This window comes from Streptomyces sp. NPDC004610 (genome assembly GCF_040609715.1).
Classification (GTDB): domain Bacteria; phylum Actinomycetota; class Actinomycetes; order Streptomycetales; family Streptomycetaceae; genus Streptomyces.
Genome location: NZ_JBEXLA010000040.1, coordinates 57,481 through 76,361, shown reverse-complemented (window position 1 = coordinate 76,361; position 18,881 = coordinate 57,481). Strand labels below are relative to the sequence as shown.

At 74.4% G+C, this 18,881-nt stretch carries 13 protein-coding genes; 5 read left to right on the top strand and 8 right to left on the bottom strand.

Annotated features, from left to right (window positions below; all coding sequences use genetic code 11):
* The first annotated feature begins 814 nt into the window (after nt 1-814).
* Complete coding sequence (locus ABZX40_RS34220) at nt 815-2,827, top strand: protein kinase (RefSeq protein ID WP_355746387.1); 2,013 nt, start codon at nt 815-817, stop codon at nt 2,825-2,827.
* A 21-nt stretch (nt 2,828-2,848) separates the two neighbouring features.
* Here ABZX40_RS34220 and ABZX40_RS34215 read toward each other — a convergent pair whose 3' ends face one another.
* Nucleotides 2,849-4,225 (bottom strand): hypothetical protein, encoded by a 1,377-nt coding sequence (locus ABZX40_RS34215; protein WP_355746563.1) that lies wholly within the window; start codon nt 4,223-4,225, stop codon nt 2,849-2,851.
* A 116-nt stretch (nt 4,226-4,341) separates the two neighbouring features.
* On the opposite strand from ABZX40_RS34215, the gene ABZX40_RS34210 reads away from it, so the two are divergent.
* The gene (locus ABZX40_RS34210; RefSeq protein WP_355746390.1) at nt 4,342-5,577 is read left to right on the top strand and encodes a molybdopterin-dependent oxidoreductase; all 1,236 of its coding nucleotides are present in this window, start codon (nt 4,342-4,344) and stop codon (nt 5,575-5,577) included.
* A 68-nt stretch (nt 5,578-5,645) separates the two neighbouring features.
* Entirely contained in the window at nt 5,646-6,074 is a 429-nt protein-coding gene (locus ABZX40_RS34205; RefSeq protein ID WP_355746393.1) for a hypothetical protein, read from the top strand.
* Nucleotides 6,075-6,357: 283 nt separating this feature from the next.
* Here ABZX40_RS34205 and ABZX40_RS34200 read toward each other — a convergent pair whose 3' ends face one another.
* From ABZX40_RS34200 to ABZX40_RS34190, 3 genes are read right to left on the bottom strand one after another with little or no spacing between them, the layout of a single operon-like run.
* Entirely contained in the window at nt 6,358-7,071 is a 714-nt protein-coding gene (locus tag ABZX40_RS34200) for a class I SAM-dependent methyltransferase (protein WP_355746396.1), read from the bottom strand.
* Complete coding sequence (locus tag ABZX40_RS34195; protein ID WP_355746398.1) at nt 7,068-7,691, bottom strand: DUF2064 domain-containing protein; 624 nt, start codon at nt 7,689-7,691, stop codon at nt 7,068-7,070. The genes ABZX40_RS34200 and ABZX40_RS34195 overlap by 4 nt, the downstream gene beginning before the upstream one ends.
* Nucleotides 7,688-8,386 carry a glycosyltransferase family 2 protein gene (locus tag ABZX40_RS34190; protein ID WP_355746401.1) on the bottom strand — a complete coding sequence of 233 codons (699 nt, stop codon included), beginning with the start codon at nt 8,384-8,386 and terminating at the stop codon, nt 7,688-7,690. The genes ABZX40_RS34195 and ABZX40_RS34190 overlap by 4 nt, the downstream gene beginning before the upstream one ends.
* Nucleotides 8,387-8,500: 114 nt before the next feature.
* Between ABZX40_RS34190 and ABZX40_RS34185 the strand changes: the two genes are divergently transcribed.
* Both ABZX40_RS34185 and ABZX40_RS34180 read left to right on the top strand, forming a co-directional pair.
* Nucleotides 8,501-9,340, top strand: a complete 840-nt coding sequence (locus ABZX40_RS34185; protein WP_355746403.1) for a response regulator transcription factor — start codon at nt 8,501-8,503, stop codon at nt 9,338-9,340.
* Nucleotides 9,333-10,448: a HAMP domain-containing sensor histidine kinase gene (locus ABZX40_RS34180; RefSeq protein ID WP_355746405.1), complete on the top strand. Its 1,116-nt coding sequence runs from the start codon at nt 9,333-9,335 to the stop codon at nt 10,446-10,448. Before ABZX40_RS34185 ends, ABZX40_RS34180 begins: the two co-directional genes overlap by 8 nt.
* 19 nt (nt 10,449-10,467) lie before the next feature.
* Here the strand turns inward: ABZX40_RS34180 and ABZX40_RS34175 are convergent, their stop codons facing one another.
* The 4 genes from ABZX40_RS34175 to ABZX40_RS34160 all read right to left on the bottom strand — a co-directional run bounded on the left by ABZX40_RS34175 (nt 10,468) and on the right by ABZX40_RS34160 (nt 18,736).
* Nucleotides 10,468-11,469, bottom strand: a complete 1,002-nt coding sequence (locus ABZX40_RS34175; protein WP_355746407.1) for an NAD-dependent epimerase/dehydratase family protein — start codon at nt 11,467-11,469, stop codon at nt 10,468-10,470.
* 93 nt (nt 11,470-11,562) lie between these two features.
* Nucleotides 11,563-13,944 carry a heavy metal translocating P-type ATPase gene (locus ABZX40_RS34170; protein WP_355746410.1) on the bottom strand — a complete coding sequence of 794 codons (2,382 nt, stop codon included), beginning with the start codon at nt 13,942-13,944 and terminating at the stop codon, nt 11,563-11,565.
* A gap of 32 nt (nt 13,945-13,976) precedes the next feature.
* Nucleotides 13,977-15,875 (bottom strand): SMI1/KNR4 family protein, encoded by a 1,899-nt coding sequence (locus ABZX40_RS34165; protein WP_355746412.1) that lies wholly within the window; start codon nt 15,873-15,875, stop codon nt 13,977-13,979.
* A gap of 35 nt (nt 15,876-15,910) precedes the next feature.
* On the bottom strand, nt 15,911-18,736 hold the full coding sequence (locus ABZX40_RS34160) for a hypothetical protein (protein WP_355746415.1): 2,826 nt from the start codon (nt 18,734-18,736) through the stop codon (nt 15,911-15,913).
* Between the last annotated feature and the right edge of the window lie 145 nt (nt 18,737-18,881).

Sequence of the window (18,881 nt, the reverse complement as noted above, 5' to 3'; positions counted from 1 at the left end):
GCGGGTGCGGATTTTACCCACTTCTTCAAACTCCGACCTTGCTTGCATACAGGGCAATTTTCTCCCCTTCGTGCTTACCGCCCGACTCCCTTTCGCTGCGCCTGCTCCATTCTTGCCGACGGTGTCCTGAAGGGTGATGTCCAGTCAGGGTCTTTCGGGCGCTTGGTGTGGTTGCGCGTGGTCGAGCAGGCGGCGGCGTGCGTAGTGCGCAAGGCTGCCGGTCCGACCGCTGAGCATGGTGACTCTGCCCACAAACACGCGCACCCCGGGCCGTCGTGGTGATGGTCGGACAGGTTGATCCGAGTTTCCATGTGGCGCCCGGCTGCCGGTCTTCCCTGTTGTGCCTCCCCGGCCCTGACGGTGGCATAAGCGTTGATACCGTCCGGGATTCGCCCTGAGTTCCCTGCCCGTCAGCCAGGTCGAGGGCCTCGCGCTCCTGGCCGATGTGTTGGGTCACGGCTTTGTCGAGTTGGGGACGAGGGCGGCGGGTGGTGCGGTCTTCCTGATGTGGAGCGCAACCCGGTGCCGCAGGGTTCGTACATCGCCGAGTCCCGCGCTCGGAGGGCGCCCAAGGTGTCAGCCGACCGGAGGCGGCAGTGGCCAGGTCGGGGGTCCGTTGCTGCGTGAGCGGACGGTCCGGCACCAGGTGTCACGAGCCGGACCGCGTGGCAGGCCGCATGGCGCTGATCAGTGGGAAGTGCATGGCGTGGCGGTGTCCGGCACGCCGGCGGGGGGCGTCCGCGTAGATCCCTGCCCCTTCCAGGACGCGGGACCGGTGCCCCTGATGTCAGTGGGGTCTCGTATGCTGCGGGCGATGAGCGAGGGTGGGCCCGTCAAGCGGGTGATCGATGGCCGGTTCGAGCTGGAGGCGCGGCTCGGCGGCGGAGGCATGGGCACGGTGTGGCGGGCGCGGGATCTCGTCCTGGACCGGGCCGTAGCGCTGAAGGAGGTCCGGCCCCCGGACCCGGGGCTGGCCGAGTACGACCCGGAGGCCGCGCGGCAACTGCGCGAACGGGTGCTGCGCGAGGCCCGCGCCCTGGCCCGCGTCGAGCACCCCAATGTCGTCACCATCCACCATGTGGTCGACGGCTCCGAGCACCCCTACCCGTGGCTGGTCATGGAACTGGTCACCGGCGGCTCGCTCGAAGGACGCCTCGCCCGCGGTCCGATGGAACCCCACGAGGCCGCCCGCCTCGGCCGCGAACTCGTCGGCGCCCTGCGCGCCGCCCACAGCGCGGGCATCCAGCACCGGGACGTGAAACCCGCCAACGTCCTGCTGCGCCCCGACGGCCGCCCCGTCCTCACCGACTTCGGCATCGCCGCCATCCGCGAGTCGACGGCCCTCACCGCCACCGGGTCCGTCATCGGAACCCCCGACTACATGGCCCCGGAACGCATCTCCGGCGGCGACGGCGGACCCGAGTCCGACCTGTGGTCCCTCGCGATGATGCTGTACGTCGCCGTCGAGGGCCACCATCCGCTGCGCCGCGCCACCACGCTGGCCACCCTCGCCGCCGTCCTGCGCGAGGAACTGCCCCCGCCGGTCCGGGCCGGCGCGCTGGCCCCGCTGCTCGTCTCGGCCCTGGCCAAGGACCCGGCGCTGCGGCCGGACGCGGCGACGATGGACGCGATGCTGGCGGGGGCGGAGACGGGCGACACCGGGGCGCCTCCGGCCCCGGGTGCGGGTGCGGGTGCGGGTCCGGGTGCGGGCGGCTTCGGCCCGCCGCCGGGCGGGCTGCCCCCGACCTCGGCCGCCCCGATGACCTCGTACGCGCTGGCCCCACCGGGGTCGCAGAGCACCGGCCCGCAGACGCCCGGCCGGCAGTACCCCGGGTCGCAGACGACCGGCTCCCAGGCGACGGGCCCCCAATACCCCGGGTCGCAGAGCACCGGCCCCCAGACGCCCGGCCAGCAGTACCCCGGGTCGCAGACCACCGGCCCCCAGTACCCCGGTTCGCAGTTCTCCGGCTCCGGGACCACCGGCCCGCACGCGAACCCCTATGCCACGCCCGCCGACAACCCCTACGGGGCGACCTCGCCGGTCGGGGCGCCGGGCGACGGCGGCCGGGACGACCGGCTGCGGCGGCGGTTCGGCCGGATCATGATCGGTTCGTCGGTCGCCTCGATGGTCCTGATCGGCGTCCTGCTGTGGAACTTCCTGCCGGACGGGGGCGGGGACCCGGCGGGTGCCGGGGCGTCGGACTCCCCGGGGGTCTCGGCGAGCGACGACGGCAGCGGCGCCGACACCCCGGCGGAGACTCCGGCGGAGACCCCGGCCGACAACCCGGCCGAGACCCCCGAGGGATCGGACGACTCCGGGAATTCCGGCGGCTCGGGGGACTCCGGCGGTGGTGACGAGGCCGCCCCCGGCCTGCTCGACCCGGACGGTATCCGCACCGCCGTCGCGGCGCTCAAGGAGGCCACCGGCACGGACCAGGTGAGCGGTCTGGCGGTGTACCCGGAGTATGTCTCGGCCGATGTCATGGTCGACGGCAGCAAGAGCCGCTACGAATCCTGGAGCTACCGGCCGGGCGAGGGCGCCACCAAGGGCATCATCAACGGCTCGGTGGGCTCGACGGACAGCCCGTTCGACATCGACGACTTCGACTGGGACGCCGTCCCCGGGTTGTTCGAGCGGGCCGAGAAGGAACTCAACGTCAAGGACGTCACCTCGCGCTATCTCGCGGTGAACGGCGACGACCCCACCTTCGGCGACCCGAAGCACATGGCGGCCTACCTCATCAACGACTACAGCCAGAGCGGCTATCTGACGGCGGACCCCCAGGGCAACGTGCTCAAGGTCTACCCCAACGACGACGCGGACTGAGCGGCCCGGCGCTCCGCCCGCTCACCAGCCGGTGCGCAGCAGATGGTTCAGCAGCAGCGCCAGCACCGCCTGCGCGGCCAGCCAGGCCCGGGGCCGTTCGAGGAACGCGCAGCACGGCAGCAGCCAGAGCGCGAACGGCAGCCAGATGCGTTCCGTCTCCGCCTTGCTCATCCCGGACAGATCGGCGATCAGTACGGCCAGCAGGGCGCCGGTGACCAGGACGGCGAGGCGGATGTCCCCGGTGGCCGGCGCCCTGCCCCCGGGGAGCAGCGCCGCCCCGGTCCGGCGCAGGCCCGCCGCCGTCGCCAGGCCGGTGATCAGCACCGTGCAGGCCAGGTTGGCCCAGATCCAGTACCCGTAGGGGCGGATCCCCCCGGCGCCCTGGTCGTACCGGGTCAGCAGCAGGCGGTATCCCTCCCACCAGTCGAACCCGGCGAGCGTGAACAGCCCCGGTACCACCGCCAGCCCCACCACGAACGGCACCAGCAGCGCCGGACGTGCCCGCAGCCCCCGGCGGGCCAGGAGGACGACGGCCGCGCCGATCACCGCCATCAGGGTGAGGCCGTAGGAGAGGTAGCAGGTGAGGCCGAAGAGCAGCCCGGAGCCGCCGGCCGCCGTCAGTGACCCCCGGGTGAGCGCCAGTGCCAGCAGGGCCACCGCCCACGCGGCAACCGCCGCGAAGTAGGCGTCGGCCGAGGTGCCCAGCCACACCGCCGCCGGGGCCAGCACCAGGAACGGCGCCGCCCGCCGCGCCAGCCCCTCGCCCGCGAGGGCGCGCACCGCGACCAGCACCGCCACACACGCCGTCGCGCCCAGCACCACACACCACATCCCGGCCCAGCCGCCACCCCGCAGCCCGGCCCGGTCCAGCAGTACGAACGTGAGGGTCGCCGCCGGGGGATGCCCGGCGACATGGGCGGGCCAGTGGTCGGGGGAGCCGCTCAGAATGTGCTCGGTGAAGGTGTTCAGCGCGGCCGGGATGTCCCGGAACCGGTCGATGACCTGGAGATACTCATAACGGGTGGTCAGCCGCCCGGCGATCCCGCGCTGCCAGCCGTCGATCAGGGCCAGCGACACGATCCAGGCCAGCGAGGACGCCCACGCCACCGCGAGCAGCGTCCGCCAGCGCAGCCGGGCCGCGAGCCCGGGACCGTACACCACCGCCGCGGCGGCGATCAGGACGGCGGCCGGGGTGCCGGGGCCGACGTGCGGGCCCCAGGAGGCCAGCAGCGGGGGCCAGCCGACGAACAGGGTGTGAGCGGTGTCCTCGATATGACGGCCGATCAGCACGGCGGCCAGGACCAGGAGGACGGCGACCCCGGCGGCGTACAGATCGCGGCGGGTGCCGGACGGGGAGGGGCGGGGGGTGCGGGGGCGGGTGCGGGTGTGGGTGCGGATCACATCGGCACGCTAGGCCGGGCGGGCGGCCGGACCCGGCCGAACGGGCCGGACGTCAGCGTTTCGTCATGGGTCGTGCCCCCTTCGGCGGGCCGGGGCGGATCTACGGTCGGCACATGCGAGACGCTCCTCTCCCACCCACCTCCCCCGGCTTCTGGCGCAGCCCGCTGCGCGGGGTCCGCTTCACCTCGGTGCTCGGCCTGGTGCTGCTCGCCGGGATCACCGTCCTGTTCGCGACCGGGCTGCTGTCGTACGCCGCCTACAACCCCGATCTGTCGCCGGTCAACGACCAGACCCCGGACAAGGGGATCCTCGGTTTCTTTCTCTTCTCCTGGCCGACCGACCCGCACTGGCTGTACCGGCTGACCCAGGGGGTGCATGTCACCCTCGGGGTGACCCTGATCCCGGTGCTGCTGGCCAAGCTCTGGTCGGTGATCCCCCGGCTGTTCGCGCTGCCCCCGGTCCGCTCGGTCGCCCACGCCCTGGAACGGCTCTCCCTGCTGCTCCTGGTGGGCGGCGCGCTCTTCGAGTTCATCACCGGAGTGCTGAACATCCAGCTCGACTACATCTTCCCCGGCTCCTTCTACACCCTCCACTTCTACGGGGCCTGGGTCTTCATCGCCGCGTTCGTCGCACACGCGGCACTGAAGACCCCGAAGGCGCTGCGCAATCTGCGGCGGATGCGGGCGGGCGAGGAGGACGACCTCGCGTCGCCCCGCCCGGCCGAGCCCACGGTCTCGCGGCGCGGGGCACTCCGGTTCATCGGCGGCGCCGCGCTGCTGCTCTTCGCCACGACCGTCGGCCGCAGCTTCGACGGCGTCCTGCGCCGCACCGCGCTCCTCGCCCCGCACGGCGGCGCCGACCCCGGCAGCGGTCCCAACGGCTTCCAGATCAACAAGACGGCGTCGTACGCGGGGATCGACCCGGCGGAGACCGGCGCCGACACCTGGCGGCTGGTCGTGACCGGCCGCACGGGCACGGTCCGGCTCAGCCGCGCCGACCTCGGGCGGCTGCCGCAGTACAGCGCGGCCCTGCCCATCGCCTGCGTGGAGGGCTGGTCGACGTCCGACCAGTGGTGGCGCGGTGTCCGGCTCGCCGAGCTGGCCGCGCTGGTCGGGCACGGTGACGATCCACCCGACGTCCTGGTGGAGTCCCTCCAGCGGCGCGGCGCCTTCCGCCATGCCGCGCTCCGCGCCAACCAGGTCGCCGACCCGCGCGCGCTGCTCGCCCTGACCGTCAACGGGGAGGATCTGTCCATGGACCACGGCTACCCGGCCCGGGTGATCGTGCCGGCGGCGCCCGGTGTGCTGAACACCAAGTGGGTGGCCCGGATGACGTTCGGGGAGCTGTGATGGGGCGGGCGAAGGGGAGGGGGACAGCGGGCCGATCCCGGTCCCGGTCCGGGTCCCGGTTCCGGGCCGTGCTCGGGAGTCCGCTGCAACTCCTGCTGCTCGCCTGCTCGTTCGCGCTGGCCGGCTACGCGGGGGTCCGGCTGTTCGCCGATGACTGGTTCGGGGTGGCGGTCTGGCTGGTCGGGGCGGCGCTGCTGCACGATCTGGTGCTGCTGCCGCTGTACGCGGGCGCGGACCGGGCGGTCACCGGCTCGCTCGCCGCGATCGGCCACCGGGACCGGGTGATGTACGTCCGGGTCCCGGCGGCCCTGTCGCTGTTGCTGCTGGCGGTGTGGTTCCCGCTGATCAGCGGGATGGTGACGGCGGAACGGTACCGGTCGGCGACGGGACTGTCCTCGGCGGGCTTCCTGACCCGCTGGCTGGTGATCAGCGCGGTGCTGTTCGGGGGGTCGGCGGCGCTGCTGGTGGTGCGGGTGCGGCGGGAGCGGAAGGGTTGACGGCGTGGGCCGGCGTCTGTCGGTCGTCTTCGGTGCCGGTGCCGGTGCCGGTGCCGGTGGTGCGGGGCGGCGGGAGCGCAAGGGTTGACGCTGGGGGCTGGCGTCGGTCGGTCGACTCCAGTGCCCGGGGCCGGTGGCGCACGTGCGCCCCGCGCGCTTGGGCTGACGCCGGGTCCGGCGCCCGCCGGTCGTCCCCGGTGGTGCGCGAGGGCTGAGTGCGGGGGCCCGGCGTCTATGCGTCGCCCCCGCCGCCGGGCCCCGCCGTGTCGGTGCGCAGGGGCGTCTATGCGTCGCCCCCGCCGCCCGGCCCCGCCGTGTCGGTGCGCAGGGCGACGAAGCGGCGGCCTCCGGCGGCCCAGTGACCCGCCGTCCGCCAGTCCCGTGCCCGGCGCAGGAGGGCCGGGGTGCCGAGGCGGGCCCAGGGGAACGGGGTGCCGGTGGCGTGGGCGGCGGTGAGGGGGACGACCCGGACGCGGGTGCGTTCGTCGACATCGGCGGGGTCGGTCTCGGCGAGGAGCAGGCCGCCGGGACGGAGCAGCCGGGCGGTGCGGGCGAGGAGCGCGTCCGGGTCGCCGCCGATGCCGATATTGCCGTCCATCAGCAGGACCGTGTCCCAGCGGCCCTCGCCGGGCAGCGGGGCGAAGACCGAGCGGTGGATCGCCTGGCCGCCGAGGCGCCGGGTGCGGGCGACGGCGGCCGGGCTGACATCGACGCCGAGGGCGGGGCGGCCCCGGGCGGCGAGTTCGGCGACCAGCCGCCCCGGACCGCAGCCGATGTCCAGCACCGCGCCTTCGCAGCGGTCCAGTACGTCCCGGTCCACCGCGTCGGCCCGCGCGCACCACCGCTCCACCTCCAGCGGCAGCAGCCAGCCGTCCTCCCGGCGCAGGAAGAGCGGGCCGTGCCCGGCGCGGAGGGCGGCCGAGTAGGGGTCGGCCCGGGTGGCATCGGGCCAGGTGCGGTCCCGCTCACCAGGGCCCGGGAGCGCTGTCCGCCTCACCGGTCGCCGCCCGCCGTCCGGGTCAGCCGGGCCAGCGCCGCGGCGAAACGGCCGTGCGGGGCGAGTGCGGCGACCGCGTCGGCGTCGTCGGCCGTGTCGACATCCCGCAGCCACGGCAGCTCCCGGACCCGCAGCCCGGCCGCCGTCAGCCGCTCCCGCTGCGCCTTCCCGGTCACCGGCGTGGACATCGGCACGCCCCGCAGCAGCGCCGGATCGGGGTCGGCGAGGCCGAGCGCCCAGAAGCCGCCGTCCTCGGCGGGGCCGAAGTACGCCTCGCAGTCGGCGAAGTCGACGGTGAGCAGCGCGGGCGTGACCTGCGGGGTGTCCATGCCGATCAGCAGGGCCGGACCGGCGCAGTGCGCGAACGCGTCCGCGAGCCGGGCGTCCAGGCCGCCCGCGCACTGTGCCACCACCTCGAATCCCGGGGGCAGCCAGCGCCCCGGGGTGCCGTCGAGGACGAGCAGCCGCCGGGACGCGGGCGCGGCGGCCACCGCGTCCAGGGTGTCGGCGAGCGCGGCCTCGGCCAGGACGGCGGCCTCGGCCGGGGTGAACCGCGGGGTGAGCCGGGTCTTGACCCGGCCGGGGCGCGGCTCCTTGGCGATGACGACGAGCGTGGTCATTCGGCGGCCCCCTCCACCGGCCGGGCCAGCACCCGCCGCATGTCCCGCACGGTCTGCCAGGTGCCGCGCCAGGTGCCGGTCACCTTGGACACCCCGGTCCGCGGCAGATACGGCACGTCGTGCTCCGTGATCCGCCAGCCGGCGTCGGCGGCACGCACCACCATCTCCAGCGGATAGCCGCTGCGCCGGTCGGTGAGGCCGAGCCCGAGCAGCGGCTCCCGGCGGGCCGCCCGCAGCGGGCCCAGGTCGTGCAGGCGCAGCCCGGTGCGGTGGCGCAGCATCCGGGCCAGGGCGAGGTTCCCGGCCCGGGCGTGCGCGGGCCAGGCACCCCGGCCGCGCGGACGGCGCCGTCCCAGCACCAGATCGGCCCCGCCGGACCGGAGCTCGGCGACGAAGGGGACGAGCAGCGCCGGATCGAGGGAGGCGTCGCAGTCGCAGAAGCAGACGATCCCGGCGGTGGCCGCCGACAGCCCGGTGTGGCAGGCGGCGCCGAAACCCCGGCGCGGCTCCGGCACCACGCGGGCCCCGAGCGCGCGGGCGATCTCGGCCGAGCCGTCGGTGGAGCCGTTGTCGACCACGACGGCCCGCCAGCCCTCCGGGATCCGGGCCAGGACCCAGGGCAGCGCCTCGGCCTCGTTCAGACAGGGCAGGACGACATCGACGTCGTGGGGTGGTGGTGGGATCACAGCGCTCACCCTACGAATGAGAAACGGACATTCGGGACGTCCGCTCCTTACGAAACGCGGACGTCGGGCCGCCCGCGCGCCCACCGCCCACCACGGCCGGGCGCCCGGTGCCACGCTGGGGCCATGCACCAGCCCCCGCCCCCGCCCCCCACCGCTCCGGCCGCCCCCGCCCGCCGGGTGCTGGTCGTGGACGACGACCCCACCGTCGCCGAGGTCGTCGCCGGCTACCTGGACCGGGCCGGTTACCTGGTGGACCGGGCCGGTGACGGGCCCGCCGCGCTCGCCACCGCCGCCGCCCACCGGCCCGACCTGGTCGTCCTGGATCTGATGCTGCCCGGCATGGACGGTCTGGAGGTGTGCCGCAGACTGCGCGGCGACGGGCCCGTCCCGGTCATCATGCTCACCGCGCGCGGCGACGAGGAGGACCGCGTCCTCGGCCTGGAGATCGGCGCCGACGACTATGTCACCAAGCCGTTCAGTCCCCGCGAACTCGTTCTGCGCGTCGGATCCGTCCTGCGCCGCGCCCGCCCCGGCCCCGCCGGACGCCCGCTCGGCGCGGCCGGGCTCCGCCTCGACCCCGCCGCCCGCCGGGCCGCCAAGCACGGCACCGAACTCGCCCTCACCCTGCGCGAGTTCGACCTCCTCGCCTTCTTCCTGGCCCACCCCGGGCGGGCGTTCAGCCGGGAGGATCTGATGCGGGAGGTGTGGGGCTGGGACTTCGGCGATCTGTCCACCGTCACCGTCCATGTCCGGCGGCTGCGCGGCAAGGTCGAGGACGACCCCGCCCGCCCCCGCCTCATCCGGACGGTGTGGGGCGTCGGCTACCGCTTCGAGACGGCCGCCGACGCCCCTGAACCCACTCCCATTCCCACCCTCGACCCCATTCCCGCCCCCGATCCCGACCCCGCTCCCGCCCCCGACCCCTCTCCCGCCCCCGATCCCGAAGGCTCCGACCGTGCGTGACACCCTTCTCATCGCCGTCTACGCCTTCGCCGGTGCCGCCGTCTCCGGGCTGGCCGGGGCCGCCGTGCTGCGGCTGATCCGGCGCCGTTCGCTCACCGCCTCCCTGACCGTGGTCGCGGTGGTCGGCGTGGTCGCGATGCTCTCCGGCACCCTGGCCGTGGCCTGGGCGATGTTTCTGTCCCCGCACGATCTGACCGTGGTCACCACCGTCGTGGTGATGGCGGCGGCGGTGTCCCTGCCCACCGCGCTGGTGCTGGGCCGCTGGGTGGTCGCCCGCAGCCGTGAACTGGCCGTCGCCGCACGCTCGTTCGGCGACGGCGGCGCCTTCGCCGCCCCCGACGGACCGGCCACCGCCGAACTCGACGCCCTCGGCCGCGAACTCGCCGCCACCAGCGCCCGGCTCGCCGAGTCCCGGGAGCGCGAACGCGCGCTGGAGACCTCCCGCCGGGAACTCGTCGCCTGGATCTCGCACGATCTGCGCACCCCCCTCGCCGGGCTGCGCGCCATGGCGGAGGCCCTGGAGGACGGGGTCGCCACCGACCCCGGCCGCTATCTCACCCGGATCCGCGCCGAGGTCGAACGCCTCGACGGCATGGTCGGCGACCTCTTCGAACTCTCCCGCATCCACGCCGGAACCCTCCCCCTCACCCCCTCCCGCATCTCCCTCTACGACCTGATCGGCGACGCCATCGCGGGCGCCGACCCGCTCGCCCGGCAGCACGGCGTACGGCTGGTGGGGGAGCGGGTGGAGGCCGTACCGGTGGAGGTGGACGGGAGGGAGATGAGCCGGGTCCTGGGAAATCTGCTGGTCAACGCCATCCGCCGGACCCCGGCCGACGGCACCGTCGCGGTCGCCGCCGAACGCGCCCCCGACGGCGAGGTCGTGCTGTCCGTCACCGACGGCTGCGGCGGTATCCGCGACGAGGATCTGCCCCGGGTCTTCGACACCGGCTGGCGCGGCACCGACGCCCGGACACCCCCGGCGGGCGCGGGACTCGGCCTGGCCATCGTGCGCGGCATCGTCGAGGCCCACCAGGGCCGCGCCCGGGTCCGCAACATCCCGGGCGGCTGCCGCTTCGAGGTCATCCTGCCGACGGCGGCGCCCTGACCGGCCCGCCGAGACCGACTCAGTCCGTGCGCAGGTCCGCGTGGGCGAACTCGCGCATCCCGGCGGCGAAGCCGGTCTCCGGGCGCCAGCCGAGCGCGTCGCGCAGCCGGGACGAGTCGGCGGTGATGTGCCGGACATCGCCGAGCCGGAACTCCCCGGTGACGACAGGTGCCGGGCCCCCGTGGGCGGCGGCCAGGGCGTGGGCGGTCTCGCCGACGGTGTGCGGCTCCCCGCTGCCGGTGTTGTAGACGGTCAGCGCGCCCGGGGCCGGGGCCGCCTCCAGGGCCAGCGTGTTGGCGGTGGCCACGTCCCGCACATGGACGAAGTCCCGCCGCTGGCCGCCGTCCTCGAAGACCCGGGGGGACTCGCCCCGGGCGAGCGCCGAGCGGAAGAAGGACGCCACCCCCGCGTACGGGGTGTCCCGGGGCATCCGGGGCCCGTACACATTGTGGTAGCGCAGCGACACCGCCGTACCGCCGGTCGCCCGCGCCCACGCGGCGCACAACTGCTCCTGGGCCAGCTTGGTCGCCGCGTACACATTGCGCGGGTCGGCCGGGGCGTCCTCGCCGACCAGGCCCGGCGCGAGATCCTTCCCGCACTCCGGGCACAGCGGCTCGAACCGGCCCGCCGCGAGATCGGCGGCGGTCCGCGGCCCCGGCCGGACGACCCCATGGGCGGGGCAGGTGTACCGGCCCTCGCCGTACACCACCATCGAGCCCGCCAGGACCAGCCGCCGCACCCCCGCCCCGGCCATCGCGGCGACCAGCACGGCGGTGCCCAGGTCGTTGTGCGAGGCGTAGTCGGCGGCGTCCGCGACACCCTCGCCCAGGCCGACCTTCGCCGCCTGGTGGCACACCGCGTCGACACCCGCGAGCGCCCGCGCGACGGCGTCCGGATCGCGGACGTCGGCCGCCGGGTCGCGCCGGATGTCGTACACCACCGGCTCGTGCCCTCGGGCGAGCAGGGCGTCGACGACATGGGACCCGATGAACCCGGCACCGCCGGTGACCAGTACGCGCATACCGGCCACGCTAGGCCCGCGCGGGCCGCCCTCCCGGCGACCTGCCGGGCATGTCACCGGGACGTAAGACCCCGCCCGGCGCCGGGGACCCGGTCAGGCCGGTGCCGGTGCCGTCGCCGTGCGCCGCCGGGGGTCCAGTCGGCGCAGCAGCAGCGCGTTGAAGGTGACGATGATGGTGGAGGCGCTCATCAGCAGGGCCGCCCACTCCGGGCGCAGCACCAGACCCAGGCTCGGATAGAGGGCACCGGCGGCGACCGGGATGGCCAGCAGATTGTAGATCGCGGCCCAGAACAGGTTCTGCTTGATCTTGCGGCGGACCGCGCGGGCGATCCGCAGCGCGTAGGCGACATCGGCCGGGTCGTCGCGGACCAGCACCACATCGGCGGTCTCCACCGCGACATCCGTCCCCGCCCCGATCGCGATGCCGACCTCCGCGCGGGCCAGCGCCGGGGCGTCGTTGACGCCGTCGCCGACCATCGCGACCTTGGCGCCGCCCCGCTGGAGCGCGGCGATCCGCTCGGCCTTGTCCTCGGGCAGCACATCGGAGATCACCTCGTCCACCCCCACCCCCCGGGCCACCGCCCGCGCGGTCGCGGCCCGGTCGCCGGTGAGCATCACCGCGGTGACCGCGTCCCGGCGCAGCTCGGCGACGGCGGTACGGGCCGACGCCCGGACCGTGTCCGACACCGCCACCACCCCCAGCGGCTTCCCGTCCGCCGCCACATACATCGCGGTCTTCCCGTCCGCCGCCAGCCGGTCGGCGACCTCCACCAGCGCCTGGGCCGCCACCCCCTCCCGCTCCAGCAGCCGCGCGTTCCCCAGCAGCACCCTGCGATCGTCCACCACGGCGACCACCCCGTACCCCGGTACGGAGTCGAAGGCGGTCGGCGGCTCCACCGCCCACCCCCGCTCCTTCGCCGCCGCCACGATCGCCGTGGCCAGCGGATGCTGGGACGGCTGGTCGGCGCGGGCCGCGAGCCGCAGCACCGTCTCCTCCTCCACCCCCGGCACCGGGACGACCTCGGTGACCGACGGTCTGCCCTCGGTCAGGGTGCCCGTCTTGTCGAAGACGACCGTGTCGATCGCCGCCGTGGCCTCCAGCGCCGTGGCGTTCTTGAACAGCACCCCGCCGCGCGCCCCCTGCCCGACGCCCACGGTGATCGCGGTCGGGGTGGCCAGCGCCAGCGCGTCCGGACAGGCGATGACGACCGCCGACACCGCCGCCGTGATGGCGAACCCGATGCCCTCGTCCCCGATCAGCGCCCACGCCAGGAACGTCACCACACCGGAGCCCAGGGCCAGATAGACGATGTACTTCCCGGCGGTGTCGGCCAGCCGCTGGGCCGGGGCCTTGGACGCCTGCGCGTTGCGCACCATCTGCACGATCCGGGCGAGCGCGGTGTCCGCGCCGACCGCGGTGGCGGTGAAGGTGAACGCGCCGGTGGTGTTGATGGTCCCGCCGACCACCGGCGAGCCCGCGGTCTTGGCCACCGGCAGCGGCTCCCCGCTGATCATCGACTCGTCGACATGACTGGCCCCGTCGAGCACCGTCCCGTCCACCGGGACCTTCTCGCCGGGCCGTACGACCACCACATCACCGGTGACGACCCGCTCCAGCGGGACCTCGGTCTCGGTGCCGTCCCGCCGGATCCGCGCGGTGGGCGGCGCCAGCGACAGCAGCGCCTCCACGGCCCGCCCGGTGGCGTAGCGGGAGCGCATCTCCAGCCAGTGCCCGATCAGGCTCAGCGTGGTCAGCATCGCCGCGGCCTCGAAGAACACGTCCTCGGCCCCCGCGAAGGTGGCGAACACGGAGTAGAGGTACGCCACGAGGATGCCGGTCGCGATGAGCGTCATCATCGTCACCTCGCCCTGGCGCAGCGACCGCCACGCCGAGGAGATGAAGATCCAGCCGCCCCAGAGCACCACCGGCGTCCCCAGGATCAGCCCGAACCACGCCATCGGCAGCCCGAACGGCGGGTCGGCGGTGAAGCCGATGCTGTGCCCGATCGGCGAGTACAGCACGATCGGCACGGTCAGTACGGCGCAGACGAGGAAGCGGCGGAACATGTCCCGCACCATGGAGGCACCGTGGCCGGCGTGCTCGTCGTGCTCTCCGTGCCCGGTGTGGCCGTCATGATCGCCGTGCCCGGTGTGCTCCTCGTGTCCCGGATGCTCGGCGTGCCCGTCCTCGGTGCCGTGCTGCCGGTCCGCCGTGCCCACCGCCGGATGGCCCGGCTGGCAGCACGAGTCCGGGCAGTCCTCGCACACGCACCCGTACCCCCGCTCCGACAGCGCGGCGGCGAGCCGGCGAGGGCCGGTGCGGTCGGGGTCGTACCCCACATGGGCCACCGAGCGGGTCCGGTCGAGATGGACGGAGTGCACCCCCGGGAGGGACTCCAGGCCCCTTTCCAGGGCGGCCAGTTCCGTCCCGCAGGAACAGTCGGACAGATCGATCTCGGTCACTGCCAAGGTCATATCGGCGTCTCCCATGAGTACGACAATACCCCTCAGGGGTATGACGGCAAGACGGGAGGCAGCCCCAGACAGCCCGGCCCGTCCCCCCGGCCGTCGAGGTCGGCGGCGAGTTCGTCCCGCCAGTACGGGGATATCCGCTCATGGAGGATCAGGCCCGCGGCGGTCGTCAGCGGGAGCCGGATGAACGCCGACAGCGCCTGCGCGGCCCGCTCCCGCGCGGACCAGGCGAAACGGTCGTCCTGGGTGACCCGGACCGGCTCCGCCGACCAGGGCGGGGTGAGCAGGCGCTGCGCGGCCCGGGTCTCCGCGGCGAGGGTGCGCAGCCGCAGATCGAGCGGGTCGTCCGGCGCGAGCGGGACTTCGGTGTCCCGGCGGACCAGCACCAGGGCTTGGGCGATCTCCGGGTAGGTATCGAGCCGGGTCTCCTCGGCCAGCCGCGCGAGCTGGGCCGCGAAGGCGGTGCGCAACTGCCGGGGTTCGGTCCGCTCGAACAGTCCGGCCAGGTCGTACTGGCGCACCTCGGTCATGGGCAGGCGGCGATACGGCTCCAAGTCGTCCAGGTGGGGGAGGAGGAGCGCGCTCGGCAGGTCCCCGGCGGGGAGCGGGGGGAGCGCGATGCCGTACTCCCGCGTCAGCTCCGTCAGCAGCCGGGTGTACGCGGCGGCGGCGTCCGGCCAGGGCTCGAAGCCGGGCAGCCTCCTCGACTGGGCGCCGGCCGGGCCGATGATCCGCTGGGAGTCCCCCTCGCGGGGTGCCTCGATGCGCCGGCCCTCTTCGGGGCGGAGGACGCCCTCCTCGGCGACGGTGACGGCCACCCCGGGGCCTGACTTGGTCAGGGCCAGTGCCCGGGTGCCCGCCGACACCAGCCGCAGCACCTCCGGCCTGGGGAACTGCGCGACGCCGGACTCCTGCACGGCGTAGGCCCACTCCCCGGCCCTGTCCGCCCGGACCAGGGGGCGGCCCGCGGCCCAGAGGGACGCCCCGGAGCGCACCGCCCCCCGCCGGGTGCGCGGACGGACGGTACCGGGCAGCGCGCCCAGCCGACGCATCAGTTCGGCGGGGGTCAGACCCCGGGCGAGAAGGATGTCCGGCTGCTCAGGGAGGGGCGGTGAGGTGGGGAAGAGGACAGGCTTCACGGAGGGGGAGGGGAAGGCGGATGGGGATGCGGAAAGGACGGGCCTCGCGGAGGCGGAGGCGGATGAGGATGCGGAGATGAAGGGCGGTGCGCTGCCCATGGGCGTATCGGCGGGCGCGGGAGCCGTTTCCGGTTCGGTCGCCGCCTCCGCCACTCCCAGCGCCGACACCGGGTCCGGGACGATGTCCCGCTCGTCCTCCCATCGCAGCGCGCCCTCCGCCGCGATCGGGATCTGGCCATGGAACTCGCGCCCGTCCCGCAGGGCGTCCGCGAGGTCGGCCAGCAGCTGGCGGAAGCTGGGCCACTCGGTGAAGGTGGGCATGTCCTCGTCGAAGTAGCGGCCCGGACGGCCGTGGTGGGGGCCGGGGCGGCAGGTGACGAAAAGACCGTCCGTGGACTGCCAGCCGATGCCGAGGGTGAGCAGCAGCCACTCGGGGCGCCAGAAGGCGGCCAGCTCGTGTGCGTCGTCGTCCTCCTCGTCCTCCTCGCCTCCGTCGAGGTCGGCGAACCGCTCCCCGATCCGCCGCAGGGACAGCGTCCGGTCCACGATGTCCGCGACGCACGACAGCGGGCCGTAGTAGGACAGCTCCAGTGTCCCGTCGGCGAGTTCCACCCCGTCGTGGCGGCGCAGCGAGGCCGCCACGTCGTCGGGGAGGGTGACGCCCAGGGTGCGCTGGGCGGCCTCGATGTCGGCGGTGGAGGCCGGGGGCCGTAGCCGGGAGAGGGTGACGGGGGCATGCCGGGACAGCCAGTCCTCGATGCGGTCCCAGGACTCCCCGACGGTCGCGATGCTCATGCCCACCGAGCCTAGGACCCGGCACTGACAATGCCTCAGACCCGAGGATGCAGCGGGCAGGAGCGCGGACGCGGGGCCGGGATCGGGAGGGTGAGGGAGAGGCTGGTGACCGGGGGCAGGCTCCACGCCTGGCGGACGTCGCCGATCAGGGGGCGGGCGCTGTAGGAGGAGACGGACAGTTCGAGCCGGGCCTCGGCCAGCGACTGGGGGTCACCGGCCGGGGCGTTCGCCAGGGCCTGGCCGCTGCGCTGGTCGAAGGCGGGGGCGGCGAAGATCTGGAGCAGGGTCAGGGCGAAGTAGGTGTAGACGGACGCCTCGTGGATCAGGGCCGCGCTGTCGCCGGGCAGCGCGGGCACGGCCGGGACCCCGGGGGCGGACCGCGCGGAGAAGCGCTCCAGGGACCGGGTCACCGCGTCGGCGTCGCAGGCGCAGGCCGAGCGCAGCCGGGCCGTCAGTTGCCGGTAGGCGCCGAGCACGTCCGCGCTCTCCTGCGACCACTGCTGCTTGGCCAGCAGGGTGTGATATCCGGCGAGGGTGTCGGACAGCTCCTCCAGGATCAGCCGTCGGGAGATGTCGGTCAGCTCCATGGAACTGGTCCGCTCGTGCATCTCCATGATCCGGCGCCCGTAGCGGATCAGATCGCGCGGCACCCCGCCGGACAGCGCGTGCGAGAGCAGGACGTACGGCGGGGTCAGGCCCGGCGCCCGCCGGTCCATGATGTCCCGCGACTCGGCGAGGTCAGCGGGCTGGACATGCACGATGTCGTCCAGCGAACTGTCCGTGGCGTCCCGGTGCGGCAGCCCGCGCCGGACGAAGGCGGCGCCGACATCCTCGGCGACCGAGATCAGGTAGTACACGTGCGGCACCCCCAGGATCGCCTTGATCTCGCTGAGGAACGCCCGCGCCTGGAGGTCCGAGCCGAGCCGGTCGAGTTCGTCGAGGGCGATCACCGTACGGTGGCTCTCCGCGCGGACCTGGTCGGCGATGGCGGTGAGCAGCGCCCGGAAGTCGTCCACGAGTTCGGGGAAGTTCGGCGGGATCGTGGACAGCGACGAGGTGTGGGTGCCGGTGACGGCGGCGAGCTGGGCGGCGCCGGGGGCGATGGCGGCGGTCGTGGTCTGCACGGTCTTCAGGTGGTACAGCTGGTCGCGGCAGCGGGTGACCAGTCTCGGTTCGGGTTCGCGGGCGGTCCAGGAGGAGAGCGCCAGCAGCAGGCCGCCCGCCGTGAGACAGAGCAGCCGGGTCGGGTTGTCCGGGTCCAGGAACAGCGCGACCGCGTGGTCGTTGCGCCGGAACACGTACACGAAGGCCACCAGGGCGCCCAGCGCCGCCGGGGAGTACAGCCACCGGGCCGGGAACGTCCGCCCGCCCAGCCGGTAATCGCCCTCCACATACCCGACCAGCCACAGCATCAGGGCGATCAGCAGCAGCACCACCTCGCCGATCAGGAACCCCACGTTGTCGGCCACCGCCACGGCGTTCCGCCGCACCTCGGCGTCCCAGGGGACGGAGACGCCCGTGCCGATCAGCAGCGCCGCGCCGGTCAGCCGGACCAGGTTGCGCGGGGCCCGGCGCAGATGGCGGCGCCAGCGCGCGGAGCGCCGTACCTGCCAGATCAGCAGCCCGGCGAGGGCGAGGAGCAGACCGGCGCCCAGGTTGTCGCCCCGCCAGACGTCCAGGACCAGCCCGGTCGCCCGGTCGGCCACCGTGTCGGCGTGGGAGCGGACCGTCCCGTCGTACCGCCCCCACAGGGAGCGGGAGGTGGCGAACAGGCCGAGGACGAGCAGCCCGGCGGCGAGCACCGCGAAGAACGCCCGGCGCCGCAGCCCGCGCAGCGCCCGGCCCAGCCTGCGGCCCGCGCGGACCAGCCCGGACAGCCGGGTGAACTCCGGGACCGGGTAGCCCTTGCGCCGGATGTACTGCTCGCAGACCCGGCCGAACAGGAACAGCAGGAAGTCGTGCGGGGCGTAGGTGGCGGGGATGTGCGCGGACACCGAGAAGTCGTTGTCCTCGACCGCGCTCTGCAACAGCGTCGTCTTGCCCGAGCCGCGCGGCCCGCACACCGCTATGGTGCCGCCCTCCAGGATCGCCAGCTTGCGCCGCAGTTCGCGCGCGGCGCCGCCCGCCACCACATACGCGCCGCCCTGCGGGGCGCGCAGCCCGTCGTAGCTGTCGGGCAGCAGCACACTGTGCGGATCGTCGCCGAGCAGCGCCTCCACGACGAGGAGGACGACCGGGGCCGTCCCCGCCACCCGCAGATCGTTCTCCCAGCGCTTGAGTTCCACGTGGGCGTTGAACTGCTGCGGCTTGGACACCAGGACGGCCCGTACCAGGATCACCTGGGCCAGCAGATGGGTCTCCGACCGGGCGGAGCCGGTGGCCCAGGCCATGAGAACGCCGAACAGCGCGCTGATGAGCGCGAGGAAGCCGCCCGTCTGCCACGCCGCACCGTCGAACAGGGTTTCGGTGGCACCGGCGAGAACGGTCGCCACCATCAGCAGGCCGCCGAGCCACACCAGCACCGAGCGCACATCGAACCCGAGGTCGCTCCGGGCCCGCGCGACCGAGGTCCTGGTCTCCTCCAGCCGGTCGGCGGCGGCCCGGTACTTGCCCCGCGTCCCCTCGCACGGCGCCAGCGCCCGCCCCGTGTTCCCCTGCCCCCGCATCGCCGCGCGGACGGCGTCGGCGGTGACCCCGGGTCGGGAGTCCAGGCGGCGCTGGACCCGGGGGTCGGCGAGGCACGCCTCGACGGTCCGGCGGTAGACGGTCTCCTCGGCCGGGTCCGTCCAGACGAAGTCCGTGTCGGTGGCGGGCCCGCCCGGCGCTCCGGTGGGCGCGGGCTGGATCGTCGGGTTCGCCATGTGCGTACCGTCCCCCCTCGTGGCGTGCGCGGGCCAGAGTGTAGTGCGAACGGTCGTCGTGCCAGGGTGGGTTGGGGGACAGGACGTGTTGCGGACAGGATCTGTCCTCGATGCTCGGTAGTTTCCTGGTCAGACCCGGCTCGGG

What these genes read in the sequence shown, in the direction of transcription:
- ABZX40_RS34220 (WP_355746387.1), top strand. Translation starts at nt 815, where the DNA reads ATGAGCGAGGGTGGGCCCGTCAAGCGGGTGATCGATGGCCGGTTCGAG.
- ABZX40_RS34210 (WP_355746390.1), top strand. Translation starts at nt 4,342, where the DNA reads ATGCGAGACGCTCCTCTCCCACCCACCTCCCCCGGCTTCTGGCGCAGC.
- ABZX40_RS34195 (WP_355746398.1), bottom strand. Translation starts at nt 7,691, where the DNA reads ATGACCACGCTCGTCGTCATCGCCAAGGAGCCGCGCCCCGGCCGGGTC.
- ABZX40_RS34185 (WP_355746403.1), top strand. Translation starts at nt 8,501, where the DNA reads ATGCACCAGCCCCCGCCCCCGCCCCCCACCGCTCCGGCCGCCCCCGCC.
- ABZX40_RS34175 (WP_355746407.1), bottom strand. Translation starts at nt 11,469, where the DNA reads ATGCGCGTACTGGTCACCGGCGGTGCCGGGTTCATCGGGTCCCATGTC.
- ABZX40_RS34170 (WP_355746410.1), bottom strand. Translation starts at nt 13,944, where the DNA reads ATGACCTTGGCAGTGACCGAGATCGATCTGTCCGACTGTTCCTGCGGG.
- ABZX40_RS34165 (WP_355746412.1), bottom strand. Translation starts at nt 15,875, where the DNA reads ATGAGCATCGCGACCGTCGGGGAGTCCTGGGACCGCATCGAGGACTGG.
- ABZX40_RS34160 (WP_355746415.1), bottom strand. Translation starts at nt 18,736, where the DNA reads ATGGCGAACCCGACGATCCAGCCCGCGCCCACCGGAGCGCCGGGCGGG.